The sequence below is a fragment of the Actinoplanes sp. NPDC000266 genome, from assembly GCF_042899005.1.
GTDB lineage: Bacteria > Actinomycetota > Actinomycetes > Mycobacteriales > Micromonosporaceae > Actinoplanes.
The window spans coordinates 674,909-695,073 of record NZ_JBIAZI010000004.1 but is presented as its reverse complement, the minus strand read 5'-3'; the positions used below and the strand labels follow the sequence as shown (position 1 = coordinate 695,073).

At 73.7% G+C, this 20,165-nt stretch carries 20 protein-coding genes; 9 read left to right on the top strand and 11 right to left on the bottom strand.

Annotation, left to right across the window (positions count from 1 at the left end; genetic code table 11):
• Positions 1–56: 56 nt before the first annotated feature.
• Positions 57–2,825: an AfsR/SARP family transcriptional regulator gene (locus tag ACFY36_RS19730; RefSeq protein ID WP_499747412.1), complete on the bottom strand. Its 2,769-nt coding sequence runs from the start codon at positions 2,823–2,825 to the stop codon at positions 57–59.
• A gap of 82 nt (positions 2,826–2,907) precedes the next feature.
• Entirely contained in the window at positions 2,908–3,936 is a 1,029-nt protein-coding gene (locus ACFY36_RS19725; RefSeq protein ID WP_499747411.1) for a class I SAM-dependent methyltransferase, read from the bottom strand.
• A 72-nt stretch (positions 3,937–4,008) separates the two neighbouring features.
• Between ACFY36_RS19725 and ACFY36_RS19720 the strand changes: the two genes are divergently transcribed.
• Positions 4,009–4,899: an NADP-dependent oxidoreductase gene (locus ACFY36_RS19720; RefSeq protein WP_499747410.1), complete on the top strand. Its 891-nt coding sequence runs from the start codon at positions 4,009–4,011 to the stop codon at positions 4,897–4,899.
• Positions 4,900–5,060: 161 nt separating this feature from the next.
• Here ACFY36_RS19720 and ACFY36_RS19715 read toward each other — a convergent pair whose 3' ends face one another.
• Entirely contained in the window at positions 5,061–5,942 is an 882-nt protein-coding gene (locus tag ACFY36_RS19715) for a TetR/AcrR family transcriptional regulator C-terminal domain-containing protein (RefSeq protein ID WP_499747409.1), read from the bottom strand.
• A gap of 115 nt (positions 5,943–6,057) precedes the next feature.
• On the opposite strand from ACFY36_RS19715, the gene ACFY36_RS19710 reads away from it, so the two are divergent.
• Entirely contained in the window at positions 6,058–7,239 is a 1,182-nt protein-coding gene (locus tag ACFY36_RS19710) for an FAD-dependent monooxygenase (RefSeq protein WP_499747408.1), read from the top strand.
• Between the two features lie 3 nt (positions 7,240–7,242).
• Here the strand turns inward: ACFY36_RS19710 and ACFY36_RS19705 are convergent, their stop codons facing one another.
• The 4 genes from ACFY36_RS19705 to ACFY36_RS19690 form a co-directional block, all read right to left on the bottom strand.
• On the bottom strand, positions 7,243–7,458 hold the full coding sequence (locus tag ACFY36_RS19705; protein WP_499747407.1) for a hypothetical protein: 216 nt from the start codon (positions 7,456–7,458) through the stop codon (positions 7,243–7,245).
• A 56-nt stretch (positions 7,459–7,514) separates the two neighbouring features.
• On the bottom strand, positions 7,515–8,726 hold the full coding sequence (locus tag ACFY36_RS19700) for an RNA polymerase sigma factor (RefSeq protein ID WP_499747406.1): 1,212 nt from the start codon (positions 8,724–8,726) through the stop codon (positions 7,515–7,517).
• Entirely contained in the window at positions 8,723–9,067 is a 345-nt protein-coding gene (locus ACFY36_RS19695) for a YciI family protein (protein WP_499747405.1), read from the bottom strand. The genes ACFY36_RS19700 and ACFY36_RS19695 overlap by 4 nt, the downstream gene beginning before the upstream one ends.
• 62 nt (positions 9,068–9,129) lie before the next feature.
• Complete coding sequence (locus ACFY36_RS19690) at positions 9,130–9,969, bottom strand: S66 peptidase family protein (protein ID WP_499747404.1); 840 nt, start codon at positions 9,967–9,969, stop codon at positions 9,130–9,132.
• Between the two features lie 146 nt (positions 9,970–10,115).
• On the opposite strand from ACFY36_RS19690, the gene ACFY36_RS19685 reads away from it, so the two are divergent.
• Both ACFY36_RS19685 and ACFY36_RS19680 read left to right on the top strand, forming a co-directional pair.
• Positions 10,116–10,700, top strand: coding sequence for a cysteine hydrolase family protein (locus ACFY36_RS19685; RefSeq protein WP_499747403.1), 585 nt, complete (start codon positions 10,116–10,118; stop codon positions 10,698–10,700).
• A 7-nt stretch (positions 10,701–10,707) separates the two neighbouring features.
• Positions 10,708–11,592, top strand: coding sequence for a GlxA family transcriptional regulator (locus ACFY36_RS19680; protein ID WP_499747402.1), 885 nt, complete (start codon positions 10,708–10,710; stop codon positions 11,590–11,592).
• Here the strand turns inward: ACFY36_RS19680 and ACFY36_RS19675 are convergent.
• Positions 11,572–12,276, bottom strand: a complete 705-nt coding sequence (locus ACFY36_RS19675) for a TetR/AcrR family transcriptional regulator C-terminal domain-containing protein (RefSeq protein ID WP_499747401.1) — start codon at positions 12,274–12,276, stop codon at positions 11,572–11,574. The two genes, ACFY36_RS19680 and ACFY36_RS19675, sit on opposite strands and share 21 nt — an antisense overlap.
• A gap of 91 nt (positions 12,277–12,367) precedes the next feature.
• Between ACFY36_RS19675 and ACFY36_RS19670 the strand changes: the two genes are divergently transcribed.
• Together ACFY36_RS19670 and ACFY36_RS19665 are read left to right on the top strand one after the other, a co-directional pair.
• The gene (locus tag ACFY36_RS19670; RefSeq protein WP_499747400.1) at positions 12,368–13,702 is read left to right on the top strand and encodes an MFS transporter; all 1,335 of its coding nucleotides are present in this window, start codon (positions 12,368–12,370) and stop codon (positions 13,700–13,702) included.
• Positions 13,699–14,313, top strand: coding sequence for an NAD(P)-dependent oxidoreductase (locus tag ACFY36_RS19665; RefSeq protein ID WP_499747399.1), 615 nt, complete (start codon positions 13,699–13,701; stop codon positions 14,311–14,313). The genes ACFY36_RS19670 and ACFY36_RS19665 overlap by 4 nt, the downstream gene beginning before the upstream one ends.
• A 14-nt stretch (positions 14,314–14,327) precedes the next feature.
• Here ACFY36_RS19665 and prfH read toward each other — a convergent pair whose 3' ends face one another.
• Both prfH and ACFY36_RS19655 read right to left on the bottom strand, forming a co-directional pair.
• Complete coding sequence (gene prfH, locus ACFY36_RS19660) at positions 14,328–14,966, bottom strand: peptide chain release factor H (RefSeq protein WP_499747398.1); 639 nt, start codon at positions 14,964–14,966, stop codon at positions 14,328–14,330.
• Entirely contained in the window at positions 14,963–16,033 is a 1,071-nt protein-coding gene (locus ACFY36_RS19655) for an RNA ligase RtcB family protein (protein ID WP_499747397.1), read from the bottom strand. The genes prfH and ACFY36_RS19655 overlap by 4 nt, the downstream gene beginning before the upstream one ends.
• A gap of 121 nt (positions 16,034–16,154) precedes the next feature.
• Between ACFY36_RS19655 and ACFY36_RS19650 the strand changes: the two genes are divergently transcribed.
• Together ACFY36_RS19650 and ACFY36_RS19645 are read left to right on the top strand one after the other, a co-directional pair.
• On the top strand, positions 16,155–16,724 hold the full coding sequence (locus tag ACFY36_RS19650) for a nucleotidyltransferase family protein (protein WP_499747396.1): 570 nt from the start codon (positions 16,155–16,157) through the stop codon (positions 16,722–16,724).
• Positions 16,717–17,832, top strand: a complete 1,116-nt coding sequence (locus ACFY36_RS19645) for an XdhC family protein (protein WP_499747395.1) — start codon at positions 16,717–16,719, stop codon at positions 17,830–17,832. The genes ACFY36_RS19650 and ACFY36_RS19645 overlap by 8 nt, the downstream gene beginning before the upstream one ends.
• On the opposite strand, the gene ACFY36_RS19640 is transcribed toward ACFY36_RS19645, so the two are convergent.
• Complete coding sequence (locus ACFY36_RS19640; RefSeq protein ID WP_499747563.1) at positions 17,813–19,147, bottom strand: hypothetical protein; 1,335 nt, start codon at positions 19,145–19,147, stop codon at positions 17,813–17,815. The two genes, ACFY36_RS19645 and ACFY36_RS19640, sit on opposite strands and share 20 nt — an antisense overlap.
• 113 nt (positions 19,148–19,260) lie before the next feature.
• Between ACFY36_RS19640 and ACFY36_RS19635 the strand changes: the two genes are divergently transcribed.
• Positions 19,261–20,160, top strand: coding sequence for a hypothetical protein (locus ACFY36_RS19635; RefSeq protein WP_499747394.1), 900 nt, complete (start codon positions 19,261–19,263; stop codon positions 20,158–20,160).
• The last annotated feature ends 5 nt before the right edge of the window (positions 20,161–20,165 follow it).

The following is a 20,165-nucleotide window of genomic DNA, read 5'->3' as shown; positions in this document are numbered from 1 at the left end:
CGCTCGGCGGGCTCGGCGCGGCCGGGGATCGTGACCGCCCGGCGGCCAATTACCACCTATCCGGCCATCCGGGACAGCGCTGCGTCGATGGCCCGTGACGCTTCGTCGTACACGGTCGTGTTCCGCCTTTCGAGTTTCCCGGCCCTGGCACCGAGCCGCTCGACGGCGGCGGCCCGGGCCCGGTCGAGCCGGGCCGCCTCGGCCGGGTAGACGCCGGTGGCCGGCAGCGCGGCGTCGACCAGCAGCGCGGTCTCGTCCTCACCGACCCGTACGAGCAGCACGACCAGGTTGCGCAGGGCGGCCGCCTGGAGGGTGTCGTTGCCGACGGTCCGCCACAGGGCGATCACCTCACGGAAGGCGGTGAGGGCCTCCACCGGGTCGCCGTGCCGGCTGCGGATGGCCACGGCGGCGGTCTCGGCCGCACCCCGGAAGAGCCGATCGTCCACGGTGGCCGCCAGCGCCGCCGCCTCGTCGAGCAGCGTCAGGGCGCGGGCGGGGTCGGTGTCACCCAGCGCCTCGCCGAGACCGTAGAGGGCCTCGGCCCGCGCGCCCGGATTGCCGGTGGCGGTGGCCAGGGCGACCGCCTCGCTCGCGAGGCCGGCGGCCTTCGCCGTGTCCCCGGACCAGGCGGCCACGAGGGCCTCGCCGACCAGGCCGGACACCCGGTGGACGGGTTCACCGTCCATGGCCTGGTAGTGCTCCCGGGCCGTGCCGGGGTCGCACAGGACCAGGGCCACGTCGCCGAGAACCTCGTGTGCGGGTGCTCCGAGCGGTTCCACCTGGAGCGCCAATCGGCGCGCCTCGGGCAGATCGCCCCGGCCCCAGGCGTGGGTGGCGGCCGCGGCCAGCGCGGTGGAATCGCCCGCGGTGCCCCGGCCCCAGGCCAGCACCTCGTACTGCTGACAGCGGTAGCCGTACCGGTACATGGCCGAGGCCAGCGCGGTCTTCACCCCGGCGTCGCCACGTGCGCAGGCCAGCCGCAGATCCGGCAGGAGTTCGTCGATCTCCCGTACGGCCGCCGCTTGATCGGGCCCGCGCAACCGCCGGTCGAGCCTGCGCGCCGCCGCCACCATCTCGGCCGCGTGGCGCCGCTCGGCGTCCAGCTTTTCCGCGGCGTCCAGTCCTTCTGTCGCAAATGTCCGAACAGTCTCCAGGAGCCGGAACCGGCCGGCCCCATGCCGCACCACAAGCGACCGGTCCACCAGCGCCGCGATCACGGCTGCCGCCCGCGGCACGTCGACGACCGCCTCGGCCTGCGCCACGGTGAAGGCGCCCGCGAAGACCGACAACCTTCGCATCACGACCCGGCCGTCCTCGTCGAGCAGCCCGAACGACCACTCCACCACCGCGCGGAGGGTGCGGTGCCGCGCGTCCGCCGTCCGCCGCCCCCGCACCAGCAGGTCGAGCCGGTCGTCGAGCCGCGCCCGCAGCTCCGGCACCCCGAGCGCCGCCGCCTGAACCGCCGCCAGCTCGATCGCCAGCGGCAGCCGATCCAGCCGTCGCACGATCTCCGCCACGTCCCCGTCGGCCGCTCCACCACCGGACCGTTCGACGAAGAGCCGTGCCGCCGCCGTCTCGTCCAGCGGCGCCAATTCCAGAACCCGCTCCCCGTCCACCCGGAGCCGTTCCTGACTGGTGACCACGACCCGCGTGCCCCGCATGGCCTCGGCCACCACCGCCGCCGAGTCCACGACGTGCTCGCAGTTGTCCAGAACCACCACGGAATGTTCCCGGGCCGCCCTCCCGATCACCGCGACCGGATCGTCCGCCGCCCCGATCCGCGCCCCCACACCGACCGCCACGGCCTCGAGGAAGTCCCCTTCGGACACGTCGGCGGCGTCGATCCAGGCCACCCGCGCCCCCGCCCGTACGGTCTCCGCGACCAGCCGCGTCTTGCCCACACCCCCGGGCCCGGCGACGGTCACGAGACCCGGCGCCCGCACCATCTCGGCGAGCTCCCGCTGCTCCGAGTCACGCCCGAGAAAGGACGAGAACCGCAGGGGTACGCGCTGTGCCCGGCCCCCGGCCGGCCGGGCGGCCCGGTCGCCCGGCCGCGGCCGCCGGGCAGCATCGGGGTCGAGCTCACCCCGCAGAATCGCGACCTGCGCCAGCCGCACCGCCTCGGACGGATCGAGCCCGAGCCGATCCACCACAGCGTCCGCGTGCCGCCGCAGCGCCTCGATCGCCTCCCCACGCCGCCCACTCCGGGCGAGCGCCTCGGCCAGCACGAGCGCACCCCGCTCCCAGCACGGCTCCGCGGCGGCCTCTTCCGCCAGCCGATCGACGGCCCCGCCAGGCCCATCTGCCCCCGAATCGTGAGGCGGCCGCTGGACCGTGCCGCCCGGGGCGCCGGCCCGCAGCCCGTGCGACTGCCGCGCGACCAGCCGTGCCAGCGCTTCCCGTCGCAGTGACACCAGCCGCTCGGCCGCGCCCCGGAACGGCTCACCGTCGAACTCGGGCAGAGGCGCCCCCTGCCAGAGCTCCAGGGCAGCCGCGAGTGACTCGTCATCGCGGAGCAGGTCTTCGAAGACCAGCACGTCCACCGCCTGCCGAGGCGCCGCCAGCCGATATCCGGCGGGCTCCAGGCAGATCAGGTCGGCCCCGCCCAGAACCGACCGCAACCGCGTCACATGGGACTGAAGGCTGTTGCGAGCCGACGGCGGCGGCCCGTCCGGCCAGAGCGCGTCGATCAACGTGGACACCCCGACCGGCCGCCCCGCGTGCAGGGCGAGCAGGGCCAGCACCGTGCGCTGACTGGCGGCGGTCACGGCGACCGGGCCGTCCGGGCCGCTCACCTCGAACGGACCCAGCATCCGGACGAACACCCGACGACCCTACGACCGCCGCCATCTTGATCGGTTCCCCCGATCGTCCGGCCCGCTTGACGGAATCCCGTCACATCGCTGGTCAGCGCAGCTCGTAGAAGCGCCAGAAATCGTTGTCGATGTCCAGCACGCTCGGGTTCTCGTAGCCGGCCTCGCGCGCCCACGCGATCAGCGTCGGCGCGCGCAGGATCGTTCCGTTGGCCAGCACCGGCTGTTCGGCCCGGGTGGCCGGCAGGCAGTGCAGGACGCTGAAGGCGTACTGCAACCGCTCTATCTCGCCGGCCGGGGCGGTGAACTCGTCGGCCACCCTTTCGTCGCCGATGAGGACGCTGCCGTCCTGGGTCAGCAGCTCGCGGGCCCGGCGCAGGACGCCGACCGGGTCGCCCATGTCGTGCAGGGCCTCGAAGATGGTCACCAGGTCGTACGCGCCGGACGCCCCGGCCGCGTCGCCCAGGGTGAAGCTGACGCGGTCGGCCACCCCGGCCCGGGCCGCCGCGGCGCGGGCCTCGGCGATCGACGCCTCGTCCAGGTCGACACCCCGCACCGTGACCGTGGGATAGGCGAGGGCCAGCGCTATCGACGAGTGCCCGGCCCCGCAGCCCAGGTCCAGCACGTGCGCGCCGGGGGCCGAGCGCAGGCGTTGCTCGATCGACGGGACCGCCGGCAGCCACGACGTCGTCAGGAGGTGGTCGAACATGGGGCGGTTGAAGGCGGCGATGCCGTGCCGGATGTGCCGGCCGTAGTCGGCGTACGGAATGCCCTGCCCGGTCCTGAACGCCTCGGTGACTCTCGGGGTGAGCAGGGCCAGGCCGAGCGCGAACTCGCCGGCCGTGCCCAGATAGTCGGGGCCGCCCTCGTCGAGCAGCACCGCGTCGAGGCCGGGGGCCAGCGCGAACGCGTCGCCCTCGACGGTCAGCAGACCGGCCGCGGCCTGCTGTTCGAGCCATTCGCGGGCGTACCGTTCGTCGATGCCGGTGTACTTGGCCAGTTCGCCGGCCGTCAGCGGCCGTTCCCGGATCGCCGCGTACAGGCCCAGCTCCCGGCCCAGTTCGACGGTGAACAGCTCGGCCGCGCCGATCAGGGCGTTGAGGAATCTCTCGCTGAAGTTCATGCGTCACACCGTCATGGATGTGACGTGCGGAGCGCTTGACTTCAACGTGCGTTGAGCTTGCAGAGTCGTCTCATGAGAGCAGCCGTCTTTGATCAGTTCGGTCCGCCGTCGGTTCTCCGCATCACCGAGCGGCCCGATCCGGTGCCGGGCCCGGGGCAGGTCCGGGTGCGGGTGCGCGCGGCCGGGGTGCAGCCGTTCGACGTCGCGGTCCGCCGGGGGCAGATGCCCTGGGCCAAGGTCTCTTTTCCACAGACCATCGGGCAGGAGTACGCCGGTGAGATCGACCAAGCGGGAGAGGGCTTCTCGGTGGGCGACGCCGTGCTCGGTTCCACGATGATGAACGGCGCGGCCGACTACGTGGTCGTTCCCGCCGCCGATGTCGTGCCGAAGCCGCCGAACATCGACTTCGCCACCGCGGCCGCCCTGGTCGCGGCCTCGCAGACGGCCAGCGGCGCGCTGCTGGAGCTGGGCGTCGGCCCCGACGACGTGCTGCTCGTGCACGGCGCCTCGGGCAGCGTCGGCACGGTGGCCACCCAGCTCGCCCGTCTGGCCGGCGCCACGGTCATCGGCACCGCCGGCCCGGCCAACCACGACCGGCTGCGGCGGATGGGTGCGCTTCCCGTGGCGTACGGGCCGGGCCTGGTCGAAGCCGTCCGCGCCCTCGGCCCGCAACCGACCGTCGCTCTCGACACCGCCGGCGGTGAGACGCTCGCGCAGTCGGCCGAGCTGGGCGTCCCGCTCGACCGCATCGGGACGATCGCCGACGACAAGGCCGCGGCCGAGGTGGGCGCCCGCGTGGTCCGGGCCGGCCGCGACCCGAAGCGCCTGGCCGAGGTGATCGGCCTGGCGGCCCAGGGCAAAATTCTCATCGAGGTACGCCCGTTCCCGCTGGCCGACATCGCCGAGGCGCACGCCGCCGTCGAGTCCCGGCACAGCGGCGGAAAGGTGGTCCTGATCCTCTAGGGGCTGTCCTGCCGATCAAGCGGGGCTGCGGCGTGGTTCAGGCGGCGCCTGACGGCAGCCGCGACACACCGACATCCAACACCGGGATGCCGGCGCGCCGCGCCCGACGCCAGCCACCACCTGAACCTCGCCTCGCACTCGCTCGATCGGCAGGACAGCCCCTAGCCACGGGCTTCGACGAAGAGGGTCAGGCCGTCGAGCAGGCGGGCCAGGCCGAACTCGAAGACCAGGTCGAGGCCGAAGTCGAAGCCGTCCTCGGTGAGCTGCTGGAAGTGGCTCATCCGGTTGGTGTCCATCAGGTCGGTCAGGGTGGACTCCTGGGTCCGCATCCACTGTTCGTTGGTCAGTCCGGTCTCGCGGATCGCCTCGGCCTCCGGCTCCAGCGCGCTGGCCACGCCGCGGACGAAGGTGAAGAGCACGATCTGCGCGTACATGCGCTCCTCGAGGGTGAGGCGGGTGTCGTCGAAGGAGGCGAGCACCCATTCGCTGAGCCGGATCCCGTTCGGGGCGAGCTGGGGCCGGGTGATCGACATCGATGAGCCGAGCCAGGGGTGGCGCTGGAAGACCGCCCATTCCTGGCGGGCGGCCAGTTCGATCGCCGGGCGCCAGCCGCCGGGGTGCCGCCGGGGCAGGCGGATCTCGCCCAGCGCCTTGTCGATCATCGCGACGATCAGCTCGTCGCGGCTGGGCACGTAGCGATACAGCGACATGGTGGCCGCGCCGAGCTCGGCCGCGAGCCGGCGCATGGTCAGCTCGGCCAGGCCGAGCCGGTCGGCGACGTCGACGGCGGTGGCGACGATCCGTTCCCGGGTCAGCTCGTGCTCCTGGCGCGGCGCCGGGCCCGCGACCACCGTGCCCACGCCGGGCCGGGCCACGGTCAGGCCCTCCTCGCGCAGGGCCGCGTGGGCCCTGGTCGCGGTGGCGATCGCGACGCCCCACTCCTGGGTGATGGCGCGGGCCGACGGCACGCGGTCGCCCGGCTGCAGCTCGCCCGACTCGATCCGCCGGCGTACGTCCTCGACGATCCTGCGGTACGGATGCACTAGTACACCTCCCGATTCGCCCCGCCGCCGTACTAGTACACGTTGCCATCGCCACGAGCGGGTTCCTACGCTCTGCCTAGTACACAACGTACATCGTACGCAGAGGAGCGGGGACATGCGCGTACTCATCTCCGGCGCCGGCATCGCCGGGCCGGCCCTGGCGTTCTGGCTGCACCGGGCCGGGGCCGACGTCACGATCGTCGAGAAGGCGCCCGGACGCAGGCCCGGAGGCCAGGCGGTCGACATCCGGGGCGTCGCCCGCGGGGTGGTCTCGGACATGGGCCTCATGCCGGCGATCCGCGCGAGCCGGGTCGACGAGCGCGGCATCGCCCTGGTCGACACCCACGGGCGCCGGCTCGCCGAGATGCCGGCCGACATGTTCGGCGGCGAGGGCATCGTGGCCGAGATCGAGATCTCCCGGGGCGACCTGTCGCGGATCCTGGTCGAGGCGACGGCGGCCACGGCCGACTACCGGTTCGGCGACCGGATCACCGAGCTCACCCCCGACGGCCGGGCGACGTTCCGCAGCGGCGGCAGCGGCCGGTACGACGTGGTCGTCGGCGCGGACGGCGTCCACTCGGGGGTGCGGGCCCTGGCGTTCGGCCCCGAGACGGATTTCGTCCGCCCGCTCGGCGGCTACGGCGCCCTGTTCACCGTCCCCGCGCCGGACGACCTCGGCCATTGGGCCCACATGTACAACGCGCCCGGGGGCCGGGTGGCCCTGGTCCGCCCGACCAGGGAGGGCCCGGCCATGGCCTCCCTGAACTTCCTGTCGAAGACCCGGTACGGCCGGCTGAGCCGCGACGAGCAGCGCGACCTGATCGCCCGGAACCTGGCCGGCGCCGGCTGGAAGGTGCCGTCGCTGCTGGCCGCCATGCCCGGGGCCGGCGACTTCTTCTTCGACTCGGTCGACCAGGTGCACGTCGGCCGCTGGCACCGGGGCCGGGTGGTCCTGCTCGGCGACGCCGGATATTGCGGCTCCCCACTGGCCGGCCTCGGCACCAGCATGAGCATCGTCGGCGCCTACGTGCTGGCCGGCGAACTGGCCGCGCACGGCGATCCGGCCGCCGCTTTCGGCGCGTACCAGAGAGAGATGGCGTCGTACGTGGCCGACGGCATGCGACTGCCGCCCGGCGGCATGCACGGTTTCGCCCCGAGAAGCCGCCTGATGATCCGCGCCCGCGCGGCCTCGATGCGCTCGATGTCCCGCTGGCCGATGCGCCAGATGCTGGCCAAACAGTTCGGGAAGGCCGACGCCATCACGCTGAAGGACTATGCGTTCGCGGCCTGCCGCTGAGCGTCAGGAGCGTTCGAGGCGCTTTCGTTCGCGCTGCTCGCGCGTGTAACGCTTGCGGTTCTCCAGGTCGCGCTTCCACTGCTCGCGCGCGCCCTCGTCGCAACCCTGCACGGCGTTGCGGGTCTGTGCGGGGCCGATCATCGAGCGGAACCACCAGTCGTCGAACGTCTCGTGGAACCACTGCTTCACCCGGCCGCGGCCTTCAGCGTTGCTCGCCATGCCCCTCACACCCTCCGATCGTTGCCACGCCAACTATTTGTACCCCAACTATCGGCTCAGGTGCCAGCTTGTTGAGACAAAAAGCCCCTCTCGACCTCATTGCTGGTGAGCGCGAGCGCCTCCTGATACGCCGCCTCGGCCTCGGCCCGGCGGCCCAGACGGCGGAAGAAGTCGGCCCGCGTAGCGCTCAGATACGGATACGCCGCCAACGCCGGCACGGACAGCAGCGGCTCGGTCGCGGCCAGGCCCGCCTCCGGGCCGTCGCGGAAGCCGAGCGCCACGGCCCGGTTGAGCGCGATCACCGGGGAGCCGGGGCAGAGGCGCAGCAGCACGTCGTACAGGCCCACGATCTCCGTCCAGTCGGTGTCGGCCCAGGCCGGCGCCTCGGCGTGGACGGCCGCGATGGCCGCCTCGACCGCGTACCGGGTCGGCGGTCGGCGGCGCAGGGCGTCGGTGAGCAGGGCCGTGCCCTCGGCGATCCGGCCCCGGTCCCAGAGCGTGCGGTCCTGCTCGGCCAGCAGCATCAGCTGGCCGTCGGCGCCGACGCGGGCCGGGGTCCGGGCGTCCGTGATCAGCAGCAGGGCCAGCAGGGCGCTGACCTCGGCCGTGCGGGGCATGAGCAGGCGCAGGGTGCGCGCCAGGTCGATGGCGCCGGTCACCAGGTCGTGGCGGATCAGCGACGGGCCGGCGGGCGCGGTGTGCCCGGTCGTGAAGAGCAGGTGGATGACGTCGAGGACCGGGCCCAGGCGCCCGGCCAGCTGGTCGCCGGCCGGGATCCGGTACGGGATGCGGGCTGTGGCGATCTTCTTCTTGGCCCGGGTGAGGCGGGCCGCCATGGTCGGCTCGGGCACCAGGAAGGCCCGGGCGATCTCGGCCGTGGACAGGCCGCAGACCAGGCGGGCGGTCAGCGCGACCTGCGCGTCGCGGGAGAGCGCCGGATGGCAGCACGTGAAGATCAGCTGAAGTGGGCCGCCCGAAAAGCCCGAGGAGGAGGCGGGGGAGTCGACGACCAGCAGGGGAAGCCGGCGCCGGAGGGCGGCGTCGCGGCGCATCACGTCGAGGGCGCGGTGGCGGGCGACCTGGGTGAGCCACGCGCCGGGCCGATCGGGGATCCCGGAGGAGGGCCAGGTCCGCAGGGCCTGGGCGTACGCCTCCTGGGTGCACTCCTCGGCCAGGTCCAGGTCCCGGGTCACCCGCACGGTGGTGGCCAGGACCTGGGCCCAGTCGCGGCGGTGCGCCTCGGCGAGGGCGGCACCGATGTCCGTCATCCGTGTTCGACCACCGGGCGGATCTCCACCGCGCTGTGCGCGTCACGCACCTCGGGCAGCATCGCCGCCAGCTTGAGGACCTCGTCGAGGTCCCCGGCCTCGAGCAGGTAGAAGCCGCCGAGGATCTCCTTGGTCTCCGCGTACGGTCCGTCGGTGGTCACGCCCGGCTCCCGCAGTGTGGTCGCCGAGCCCCCGAACTCCAGTTGCTCCCCGCCGACGACCCGGCGCCCGGCCGCGGCCCGGAACTCCTCGTGGGCCCGGTCGTGCTCCTTCCACTGCTCCGGGGTCATCGCCTCCCACTGAGCCGGGTCGCCGTAGATGAGCAGCGTGTACTTCGCCATGTCGCTTCCTTTCGCTTGTCCTCACCGCCCCGACGAACGGGGTTCCCGCGAAATCGACAACCTCACGAAACCGCCGCGTCCACGGTCAGGGTTCCGGCCTCCGCGTCCAGCTCGGCCATGGTCCCGAGGGGCAGATCTTCGAGATTCAGACCCCCGAGCACGGGTACGCCCAGAGCACCGCACCGCTCGTGAAGGACGTCCAGCACGCCCGGCCCGCAGTCGGTGTACCGCCCGACCGCCACCCCGCGCAGCCCGTCGAGCCGGCCCGCGTTACGCAGCATGGTCAGCTGCCGGTCGATGTGCCCGGCCCGCAGGCCGTCCCCTTCGAGCAGCAGGACGGCCCCGCTCATGCTCGGCAGCATCCACCCGGCGGCCGCCGCCACCTGGTCCTGGTCGCCGCCGAGGAGCACGCCCCGGGCCCGCCCGCCGGTGGTCAGCTCGCCGGTCGGCGCCTTGGGATCGGCCACGAGGGTGATCGGCTCGACGCTGAACGCGCCCGCCGGATCGCCGCGCAGCCCGGCCTGGCCGGCCCGCTCCCACAGGGCCAGGTGCACGATCGCGGCGTCGCCCCCGGCGATGAACAGCTTCGGATGGGCGGCCGCGGTGTTGAAGTCGAGCCGCGCCACGATCCGGTGCTCCCGCCGCCCGCCGCGCACGGCCACGAGCGCCCGGATCCCCGGGTCTCGCAGCGCCCGGTTGATGTCCTCGACGCGGCTCGTCTCGTTCTCCTGGAACGTGTACGCGCCGGCGCTGACCCGCAGTCCCAGCCCTTCGAGCCGGGCCCGCACCGCCTCGGCGTCGTCGCGGACGCCCGCCCCGCCGGGCGCGACCAGGCGCACCTCGTCCCCGGCGCGCAGCCGGGGCGGCCGGACCACATCGACCTCGTTGTATGCAAGCGCCACGAGGGCATTATCGCGCCGCCGGCCAGTACATGGTCGCGTCGTGCGCCCGTTCGGGTGCGGCGGGCCGGCCACGGTGACCGGATCGGTCCGGGGTGGGGCGTGAACGTGCCTTACGGCGAGGGCCGGCCGGGACGAATCATCGACGTATGACGAACGCGCTTCTGGTTATCGACGTGCAGGAATCGTTCCGGCAGCGGCCGCTGTGGGCGACCTTGAACAACCCGGAACTGATCGGCAACGTGCGGCGGCTGGTCGAGGCGGCGCGGGCCGCCGGCGACAAGGTCGTGTGGGTGCTGCACGCCGAGCCGGGCTCCGGCGGGCTCTTCGACCCGGAGAACGGCCACGTACGGGTGGTGGCGGAGCTCGAGCCGGCCAAGGACGAGGCCGTCGTGACGAAGACCTCGCACAACGCCTTCACCACGACCAACCTGCAGCAGCTGCTGACGGCGGCCGGGGTGACCTCGGTGGCGGTGACCGGGCTGCGCACCGAGCAGTGCGTGGAGACGACGGCCCGCCTCGCCTCCGACTTCGGGTACGAGGTCACCTATCTCACCGACGCCACCGGCACCTTCCCGATCCCGCACTGGACGGCCCCGGCCGATCAGAGCGTCGAGGAGCTGCTGGCCGACCCGCGTACGCTGGCGGCGGCGGACGTCGTGGCCCGCACCGAGTACGCGCTCGCCGGGCGGTTCGCCGCCGTCCGTACGGTCGCCGACTATCTGGGGGAGTGACCGGATCGTGCAGCGCGTCGTCTTCGTCCTGACGCCGCAGTTGCATCTGCTCGATCTCGCGGGCCCGGCGCAGGTCTTCCGGACGGCGCCGGGCTACTCGCTGCACTACGTCGCCGCGGCCGCCTCGGTCCCGACCTGGCAGGGCGTCTCCCTGGAGGCCGCCGTCGAGTGGCCGGCGCTGTCCGCGGACGACCTGGTGCTGGTGCCGGGCTGGCGGGACGGCTTCGGCCCGCCCGATCCGGCCCTGCTGGCGCGGGTGGCGGCCCACCACGAGGCCGGCGGCACAGTCGCCAGCGTCTGCTCCGGGGCCTCCGCGCTCGGCCTGGCCGGCCTGCTCGACGGCCGGCGCTGCACCACCCACCACGACCTCCAGGAGAGCCTGGCCCGCCGCCATCCCCGGGCCACGGTGGTCCGTGACGTGCTGTACGTCAGCGACGGCCGCGTGGTCACCTCGGCCGGCATCGCCAGCGGCATCGACCTGGCCCTGCACCTGGTGGCCCAGCGGCACGGCCCGGCGGTGGCGGCCCGGGTCGCCCGCGAGATGGTCGTCTACGCCCGGCGCAACGGCGACGAGCGGCAGGCGTCGGCCATGCTGCGTCATCGTGGCCACCTCAGCGACGTCGTGCACCGGGTGCAGGACCGCATCGACGCGTCGTTCACCGCGCCTCTGCCCCTGGCCGCCCTGGCCGCCGGCGCCGGGGTGAGCGAGCGCACGCTGACCCGCCTCTTCGAGGCCGCGACCGGCCGGACGCCGCTGCGCTATCAGCAGCAGCTGCGTGTCGAGCGGGCCGAATATCTGATCGGGCACGGCACGACGGTCGAGGCCGCCGCCCGCGCCGTCGGTTTCGGCGACGCCCGCATGCTGCGCCGCCTACGCGCCCGCGCCGCTTAGCAGCCCGTCGATGATGACCCGCAGTTTCCACTCGGCCCGGGCGGCGCTGTCGCCGGTGGTGGTCAGCGAGCCCCGCAGCGCGTGCAGGGTGGGGAAGTCACCCGGCGGCAGGGCGGCGATGACCGTGTCGAGCTCGCGCTCGGCCTCCTGAATCATGACCCGCTCGGTGGCCTCCTGACGGCGCTGGTCGCGCAGCCAGCCCGCCCGTTCCAGGGCCGACGAGATGACGTGCTGGTCGAGCAGGTCGGCCGCCCACGCACAGTGCGCGTCGTCGACGCCGCCCTCGCGCAGCAGCCGCAGCGTCTCCTCGGTGAGACGAAGAGCGTTCGGGCCCGTCTGTACGCCGGTGAGGGCGACCAGCGCGAGGTCGTCGTGCCCGGCCAGCGCGCCGACGATCCGGCCGACGAGCGACTCGAGCCGGGACCGCCAGTCGCCGTCGGCCGGGCCGGGCAGCTCGACCTCGCCCAGGGCCAGGTCGTAGGCCAGCGCCATCAGCTCGTCGCGGTCGGCCACGTAGACGTAGAGCGAGGCCGGCCCGGTGTCGAGGGCCTGCGCGACGCGGCGCATGGTCACCGCGGCGAAGCCGATCTCGTCGACGAGCGCCAGGGCGGCCGCCACGACGGCGGCCCGGCCCAGGGGCGCCTTGGCGGGACGGGTGCGGGGGTTGTCCCGGGTAGTGCTCACCGCCACACCCTACTTGACGAACAGCGTTCGTGGCGAACATTATTCCTGACGAACGTTGTTCGCGACGAACGCGGTTCGTGAGGAGTGGATCATGCAATGGCTGGTGTTGAGCGTCGTCCTGGTCGGGACGGTGATGGATCTGCTCGACTCGACGGTGATGAACGTGGCCGCCCCGGCCGTGCGAGCGAGCCTGGGCGGGGGCGAGGCGACCCTGCAATGGCTGACCGCGGGCTACACCCTCGCGTTCGGCGTGCTGCTGATCATCGGCGGCCGCCTCGGTGACCGGTGGGGCCGGCGGCGCCTCTTCCTGATCGGGGCGCTCGGCTTCACCCTGGCCTCGGTGGCCTGCGCGGCCGCGATGTCGCCGGCCATGCTCGTGGCGGCGCGGGTCGCCCAGGGCGCCCTGGGGGCGCTGATGATCCCGCAGGGCTTCGGCATCCTGAGCGCCGTCTTCCGCGAGGCCCGGGAACGCGGGCGGGCCTTCTCGCTGTTCGGCCCGGTCGGCGGCCTGGCCGGGATCGGCGGCCCGATCCTGGCCGGCCTGCTGATCGCCTGGGACGCGCACGACCTCGGCTGGCGGCTCATCTTCCTGATCAACGTGCCGCTGGGCCTGTTCGCCGTCCTCGGGGCGCTGGCCTGGATGCCGGCCGACACCGGCGACCGCGCGGCCCGGCTCGACCCGATCGGCGCCGTGCTGGTCGCGGCCGGTTCGGCCGGGGTCGTCCTGCCCCTGATCCAGGGCCGCGAGGCGGGCTGGCCGTGGTGGTCGTTCGCCACGCTCACGGCCGGGCTGGTGGCGTTCGCCGCGGCCGGCCTGCGGCAGCGGACCGGCGCCTCACCCCTGCTGGCCCCGGGCCTGCTGCGCAAGCGGCCCTTCGTGGCCGGGCTGGCCGTCGCGGTGGTCTTCTTCGCCGGCCTCGGCGGCCTGATGCTCGGCCTGTCGCTGCATCTCCAGCTGAGCCTGCACTACACGCCCTTGCGGGCCGGGCTCGCGCTGGCGCCCGTGGCGGCCGGCATCGCCGTCAGCTCACTGCTCGCGCCCACGTTGTCCCAGCGGCTGGATCGGCGGCTGCTGCACCTGGGACTCGGCGTCGAGTTCCTCGGCGTCGTCGCCGTGGCCGTGGTCGTCGCGACCGGCGCCCCACTGCCGGCCCTGGTCGCGGCCGGGCTCGGAGCCGGCCTCGGGCTCGGGCTGCTGTTCGGGCCGCTGATCCAGCGCGTCCTCGCCGTCGCCGCCCCGGACGAGGCCGGCAGCGCCTCCGGCGCCCTCAACGCCGCCCAGCAGATCGCGACCGCCCTCGGCGTGGCCGTGCTGGGCACCGTCTACTTCGCCTCCGGCCTGGCCGCCACGACGCTCGCCGTCGCCGCGTCCTGCCTGCTCTGCGCCGCCCTGGTGCTCCTGCTCCCCGAGAAGGAACTGTCATGAACGTTGTCGTACTCGGCGCCGCCGGCCGCACCGGCCGCCTGATTGTCGACGAGGCCCTGCGTGCCGGACACCAGGTCACGGCGGCCGCCCGGACCCCGCGCGACTTCCCGGCCGCCGCCCGGATCGTCCGGGCCGACGTCCGCGACGCGAGCAGCCTGCGCGAGGCCGTCGAGGGCCAGGACGCGGTCGTCAGCGCCGTCGGGCCGGCCGGGCGCAAGGCCCTCGGCCTCTACTCCGACGGGGCCCGCGCCACCGTGGCCGCGATGCGGGACACGGGCGCCGACCGCTACCTGGGCATCACCTCGGTCGGCGTACGGCACGACGACCCCCACTTCTCGTGGTGGTACCGGGGCCTGGTCCGGCCGCTGGGCCAGGACCTGTACGCCGACATGAAGCGCATGGAGGACATCGTCCGCGCCGCCGGCCTGGACTGGACGTTCGTGCGCCCCACCTATCTCCAGGACCGCGAGCCCACCGGCACCTACCGCGTGACCGACGGCATCACCCCGCCCGGCGGCTGGAAGATCACCCGAGGCGATCTCGCGAGGTTCATCGTCGAGGAGCTGGACGCGCGCCGTTTCTCCCGCGGCGCGCCGAGCCTCGCCGAGTGATGCCGGGCGCCGGGTCAGCGTTCGGTGCGCACGGGGTTCCCCCGGACCAGATCGTCGTGGATCTGCCAGCGGGCCGTCCCGGCGGCGCGGGCGGCGGACTCGTCGCCCTCCTGGAGACGGGCGCGGAGGCGGCGCAGGGCGATGGCCCGGTTGAGGGAGAACCGGCGCTCGGTGTCGGCGACGACCACCAGGCCCGAGGGGCGGTGGGTGGCCCGGACGGCCGTGCTCGCCTTGTTGCGGTGCTGGCCGCCCGGTCCGCCGGTGCGGACGGCGACGATGTCGACGTCGTCCTGGAAGAACGGCGTCTCCCGGGTGCCGGGCGAGCAGGGCTGGGCGATCACGTACCAGTTCTTGCGGCCCGTCGACCGGTACGGACTGGGCCCCTGCCAGCACAGCGTCCCGGTCCAGGAGGCGGCGAACTCCGGGGCGCCGGCCCCGGAGAGGGCGACCACCGCCGAGCGCAGCGTGCCCGGCCGGTCGCCGGGAACCGTGGAGAGGCGCTCGGCCCGCACCTGGTGGCGCGCGGCGTCGGCCTCCAGGCGCGGCAGGAGGCGGGCCACGGCCCAGGAGCATTCGACCGGCCCCCGGCCCGCGGAAAGCATCAGATGGAGGGCCGCGGCCCGGCCGCCGCCAGCGCCGGGACGCGCGGTCATGAGCGGGCCGCCGTCTTGTAGGTGACCAGCGGGACGGTGACCGCGGCCGGGGTGGCCAGGTGGTGGGCGGTCAGGTCGCCGACGACCTGCTCGATGCGCTTGTACGCCGTCGGGGCCTCCTCGAACAGGAGCTGCCGGTCGCCGCAGACGACGATCGAGCCCACCGGCGTACGGCGAAGCTCCTCGACCGTGTGTTTGGCCTTGCCCCGCCGCAGGGCGTCCGAACGGGACATCTTGCGGCCCGCGCCGTGCGCCACCGAATAGTTGGCCTCGGGACCGGCGTGGCCGGCCACCAGATAGGACGGCGTGCCCCGGGTACCGGCGACCAGCACGTCGCGGCCGTCGCCCCGGGCCGCGCCCTTGCGGTGCAGGTAGGCCCCGTCGCGGACCTCGACCGAGTTGTGGCACTCGTCGACGATCGGGTCCTCGGGGGTGGCGCCCAAAGCCAGGGCGACGCGGGCGGCCATCAGGCGCCGGTTGAGCGAGCCCCACCGGACGGCGTCGTCGTGCGCCGCCAGATAGGCCGCCGGGTCGGCCGCCGGGCCGGCGCCGTGCACCTCGGTGTGGGCGCGCAGGATCCGCTCGCCGAGGCCCCGCGAGCCACTGTGGACGATCAGGACCAGGTCGCCGCGCTCCAGGCCGGGCCGTTCCGCGTGCACGGTGTCGACGCGGGCCAGCTCGGCGAAGTGGTTGCCGCGGCCGACCGTGCCGAGATGGCCGGTGTGGCCGGCCGGGACGCTCGATGCGACGTACGACCAAGCGGGGTCATCGATCTCGGGAGAGCGGTCGAGGTCGGGGAACCGGCGTGCCAGCCGCTCGGGAACGGGGCGCTTGAGCCGGATCGGGAAGACGGCGATGCCGCAGCCGATGTCGGAGCCGACCAGGAACGGGTAGAGAACCGTGGAGAGCATGGCGGCGCCGATCGGGGCGCCCTTGCCGGGGTGCAGATCGGGCATGCCGGCCACGTGGAGCATGCCGTCGAGGGCGGCCACCTGGTGGCACTGGTCGACGGCGGCGGACTCGATCCAGCTGGACGGAGACGCGAAGACAGAAACGCTCGCTGACAAAACAGACGCTCTTTCGAGAGAAAGGGGTGAAGTGGAAGGCGTCGATGCTTTGTCAGTACGTCATGGCGATAACTGTCCCGTGGGAGGAGCCTTCTGCCAACTGATTTATTAGGCTTCAGGGATGACGGCCGGGTTGGTGCTCGCGGCGGGTGCGGGACGGCGCTACGGCATGCCCAAGGCGCTGGTGCCCTATCCCGAGAGGCTCCTCGTGGAGCACGCGGTCGACACCCTGCGCGAGGCGGCACTGTCACCCATCGTGGTCGTCCTCGGGGCGCAGGCCGAGCTTGTCCGGTCGACCGCGCCCGACCTGCCCGGCGTGGTGATCAACCCGAAATGGGAGAGCGGGCTGGCCTCGTCGCTCCAAGCCGGATTAGCCGCCCTGAAAACGACAAATGCCGATAGCGCCGTCGTGCTTCTGGTCGATATGCCGGGTGTCACGGCGGAAGCGGTACGCCGGGTCAGCGCGTCCGCCGACGCGGATGGGCTGGTCATGGGTGGGTATGGAGAACGGCGTGGACATCCGGTGCTGCTCGGCCGGAAGCACTGGGCCGGTGTGGCGGCGACCGCCACCGGCGACTCGGGGGCACGCGACTACCTGCGGGCCCACGCCGAACTCGTCCGGGTGGTCGCCGTGGGAGACGTAGCCGATGATCTCGACCTCGACGTTCCGGAGTTGAATCCCCATGCGTGACGTACTGGACCCCCTGCTCCGCTGGTGGGAGGCGGGCGAGCCGGTCGGCCTGGCCACGGTGACCGCCACCTGGTCGAGCGCGCCCCGCCAGCCGGGCGCGGCCATGGCCGTCGGACCGGACGGCACGGTCGCCGGCAGCGTGTCCGGCGGCTGCGTCGAGGGCGCGGTCTACGAGATCTGCCGTGAGGTGGCCGAGACGGGCGAGGCCCGCACGGTCCGGTACGGGGTGAGCGACGACGACGCGTTCGAGGTCGGCCTGACCTGTGGCGGCACCATCGAGCTGCTCATCGAGCGGGTCGACCGCGACTCGGGGTGGCTGCCGCCGCTGGCCGGGAAGGTCGCCGCGAACGAGCCGGTGGCCCTGCTCACCCGCCTCGACGAGGGCCGGGCCCGGCATCTGCTGATCACCCCGGACGGCCGCGACGGGACGCTCGGCGGCGACCGGATCGACGACGCCGCCACCGACGACGGGCGCGGCCTGCTGGCCGCCGGCCGCACCGGCATGCTGCACTACGGCCCCAGCGGCGAACGCCGCGGCGAGGGCCTCTCGGTGCTGGTCGGCTCGTTCGCGCCGCCGGCCCGCATGCTGGTCTTCGGGGCGACCGACCACGCGGCCGCGACCGCCCGCATCGGGTCGTTCCTCGGCTATCACGTGACGGTGTGCGACGCGCGCCCGGTCTTCGCCACCAGGAAGCGCTTTCCGTCGGCCGACGAGGTCGTCGTCGACTGGCCCCACCGCTACCTGGCCGCCGAGGCCTCGGCCGGTCGCGTCGACGAGCGCACCGTCCTCTGTGTCCTGACCCACGACCCCAAGTTCGACGTGCCGGTGCTGGAGGTCGCGCTGCGGCTCCCGGTGGCGTACGTGGGCGCCATGGGCTCCCGGCGCACCCACGACGACCGGCTCAAACGCCTGGAGGAGACCGAGCTGACCGCGGACGAGGTGGCCCGCCTGGCGTCGCCGGTCGGGCTCGACCTGGGCGCGCGCACGCCGGAGGAGACGGCGGTGAGCATCGCGGCCGAGATCGTGGCCCTGCGCTGGGGCGGTTCGGGCGCCCGGCTCACCATGACGGCCGGGCGCATCCACGGTCTCAGCCCAGAAAACCCCTGATCGCGGCCAGCCCCAGCGCCGTCCGCGGGTGATAGGCGGTGCGCCACAGCCCGCCGTGCGCCGCCTCGGCCGCCTCGTCGCGCCAGGCCTCGGCGGCGGCCGGGCGGGGGTTGCGCAGCTGGTGGACCATCAGCATGGCCATCAGCCGGTTCGCGGTCTCCGGCTCGAAGACCTCGACGTCGAAGCGGTGCGCGCCGGCGTAGGCGGCGGCCAGCACCCGGTTGGAGACGACCGATTTGGTCCGGGCCGGGGGCGCCACCGAGAAGCTGACCGCGCCGTCACGGCGGGCCAGGGTGGCCCGCCAGCGCTGGATGCGCTTGGCCAGCGCGTAGTTGGGGCCTTGCTGCGGGACGAGGCTGTCGTTGATGCCCGGGTCGGCGCCGTCGGCGTAGTTGGGCTGCAGGAGCTTCCCGCCGGAGAGGGCGCCGGTCATCCGGGCCAGCCGTGAGCGCTCCCGGAAGCGCCGGGCCGACTGCTCGACCGCCGCCGCCGGCACCGCGAAGACATCGGTCGGCGTGGCCAGGAAGGCCAGGGCGACATCGTCGCGGACCTTCTTGAGGTACGCCGCGAGAGCGTCCACGACCACAGACAATTTCGTGTACGCCGCGCCGGGCGCATAGACGTAATTGCCCAGCGTCAGCCGTCCCTCCGGCCGCTCGGCCAGCCAGTGCGCGAGCGCGCCGACGTCCTCGAGCAGGTCGACTCCCCGCGGCACGATGAGCCGCCCGGCCGACCGGGCGGCCAGCGCGGAGATCCGCTCCTCGACGCGGGGCAGGTCGACCCCGATGACCGTGGCGCCCCATTCGAGCACCGCCGGCAGCGGCCCCATCTCGGCGCCGGCGCCCAGCACGACCAGCTGCTGGTCGCTCAGGTCGAGCCAGTCCGGGTTGGCGGCCACGGCCCGCACCGCGGTGGCGCAGGACTCCTCGACGACGCCGTCGGCGACCCACTTGTCGAGCCGGCGCTCCAGGGCGTCACCCCGCAGGAGCTCTCCTCGGTAGGGGAGGCTGATCTCGCGCGACGGCTTCTCGCCGCCCTCGACCGTCACCGTCTCCACCGGCCGTTCCGGCGCCTCGATCGGCACCGGCATCCGCTCGTGCACCGAGGCCAGCCCGGCCGCGGCGATCGCGTATCCGTCGCTCCGGACCCCAGTCGTGATCAACTGCCGGAAATGCCGCAGGTAGCCGCGTCGCCAATCGGACTCGGCGGCGGCCGCGGCGGCCGCTTCCGGGGAGACGGAGCGCAAGGCGTCCGCGACCACCGATCGCCCGAAGGCCGAGCTGCTGGGACGGCCGGACGCGTCGGCGGGAAACATGATCACGGGCGACATCCTCTCCTACCCCGGTAGGAGGCCGCCTCCGACCCGGGGCCACCATCCGGGCCCGCGGCAGGAAGAGACGCCCGTCGAACGACGGAACGCTGCGAAGCATGACTACCACCACGCTCCGCGCCGGCCCGGTGCGCCGGCACCGGCCGCTGCTGGCGCTCACCGCCGCGATGGCCGTGCTGACCCTGATCACCGTGGCCGGCCTCGCCGTCGACGACCGGGCCCTGCTCGGCGCGAACGTCTGGCTCAAGCCGTTCAAGTTCGCCGTCAGCTTCGCGGTGTACGGCTTCACGCTGGCCTGGATCCTCTCGGTGCTCCCGCGCCGCAGCCGCCTCGCCGAGTGGTCGTCCACCCTGATCGTCGCCGTCTCGGTGATCGAGGTCGCGATCATCACCTTCCAGGCCGCCCGCGGCCATCGCAGCCACTACAACGACACGAACTCCTTCGACAGCCTCCTCTGGTCGATCATGGGCGCCTCGATCATGGTGCTGTTCGTGGCCCACCTCGTGGTCGCGGCCGTGGCCCTGCGGCAGCGCGTCCCGGACCGGGCCGCCGCCTACGGCATCCGCCTCGGCCTGGCCCTGGCCCTGCTGGGCTTCCTGGCCGCCGTCCCGATGGTGATGCCCATGGACACCGGCATCGCCGGGATCAGCGGCGCCCACGCGGTGGGCGTCCCCGACGGCGGCCCCGGCCTGCCGCTGACCGGCTGGAGCACCACCGGCGGCGACCTGCGCATCGGCCACTTCATCGGCATGCACGGCCTCCAGGCCCTGCCCCTGCTGGCCTTCCTGCTCGGCCGCACCCGGCTCGCGACTCCCGTGCGCACCCGGCTGCTGGTGGTGGCGGCCACGGCGTACGGCCTGACGGTCCTGATCGTGACCTGGCAGGCGCTCCGCGGCCAGCCGCTGCTGGAGCCGGACGGCCTGACGCTCGCCGCCGTGGGGATCGTGGCGGTGGGAACGGCGGCGGCCGTCACCGCTGTCGTCCGGCGCAGCGCCTAGGCTGG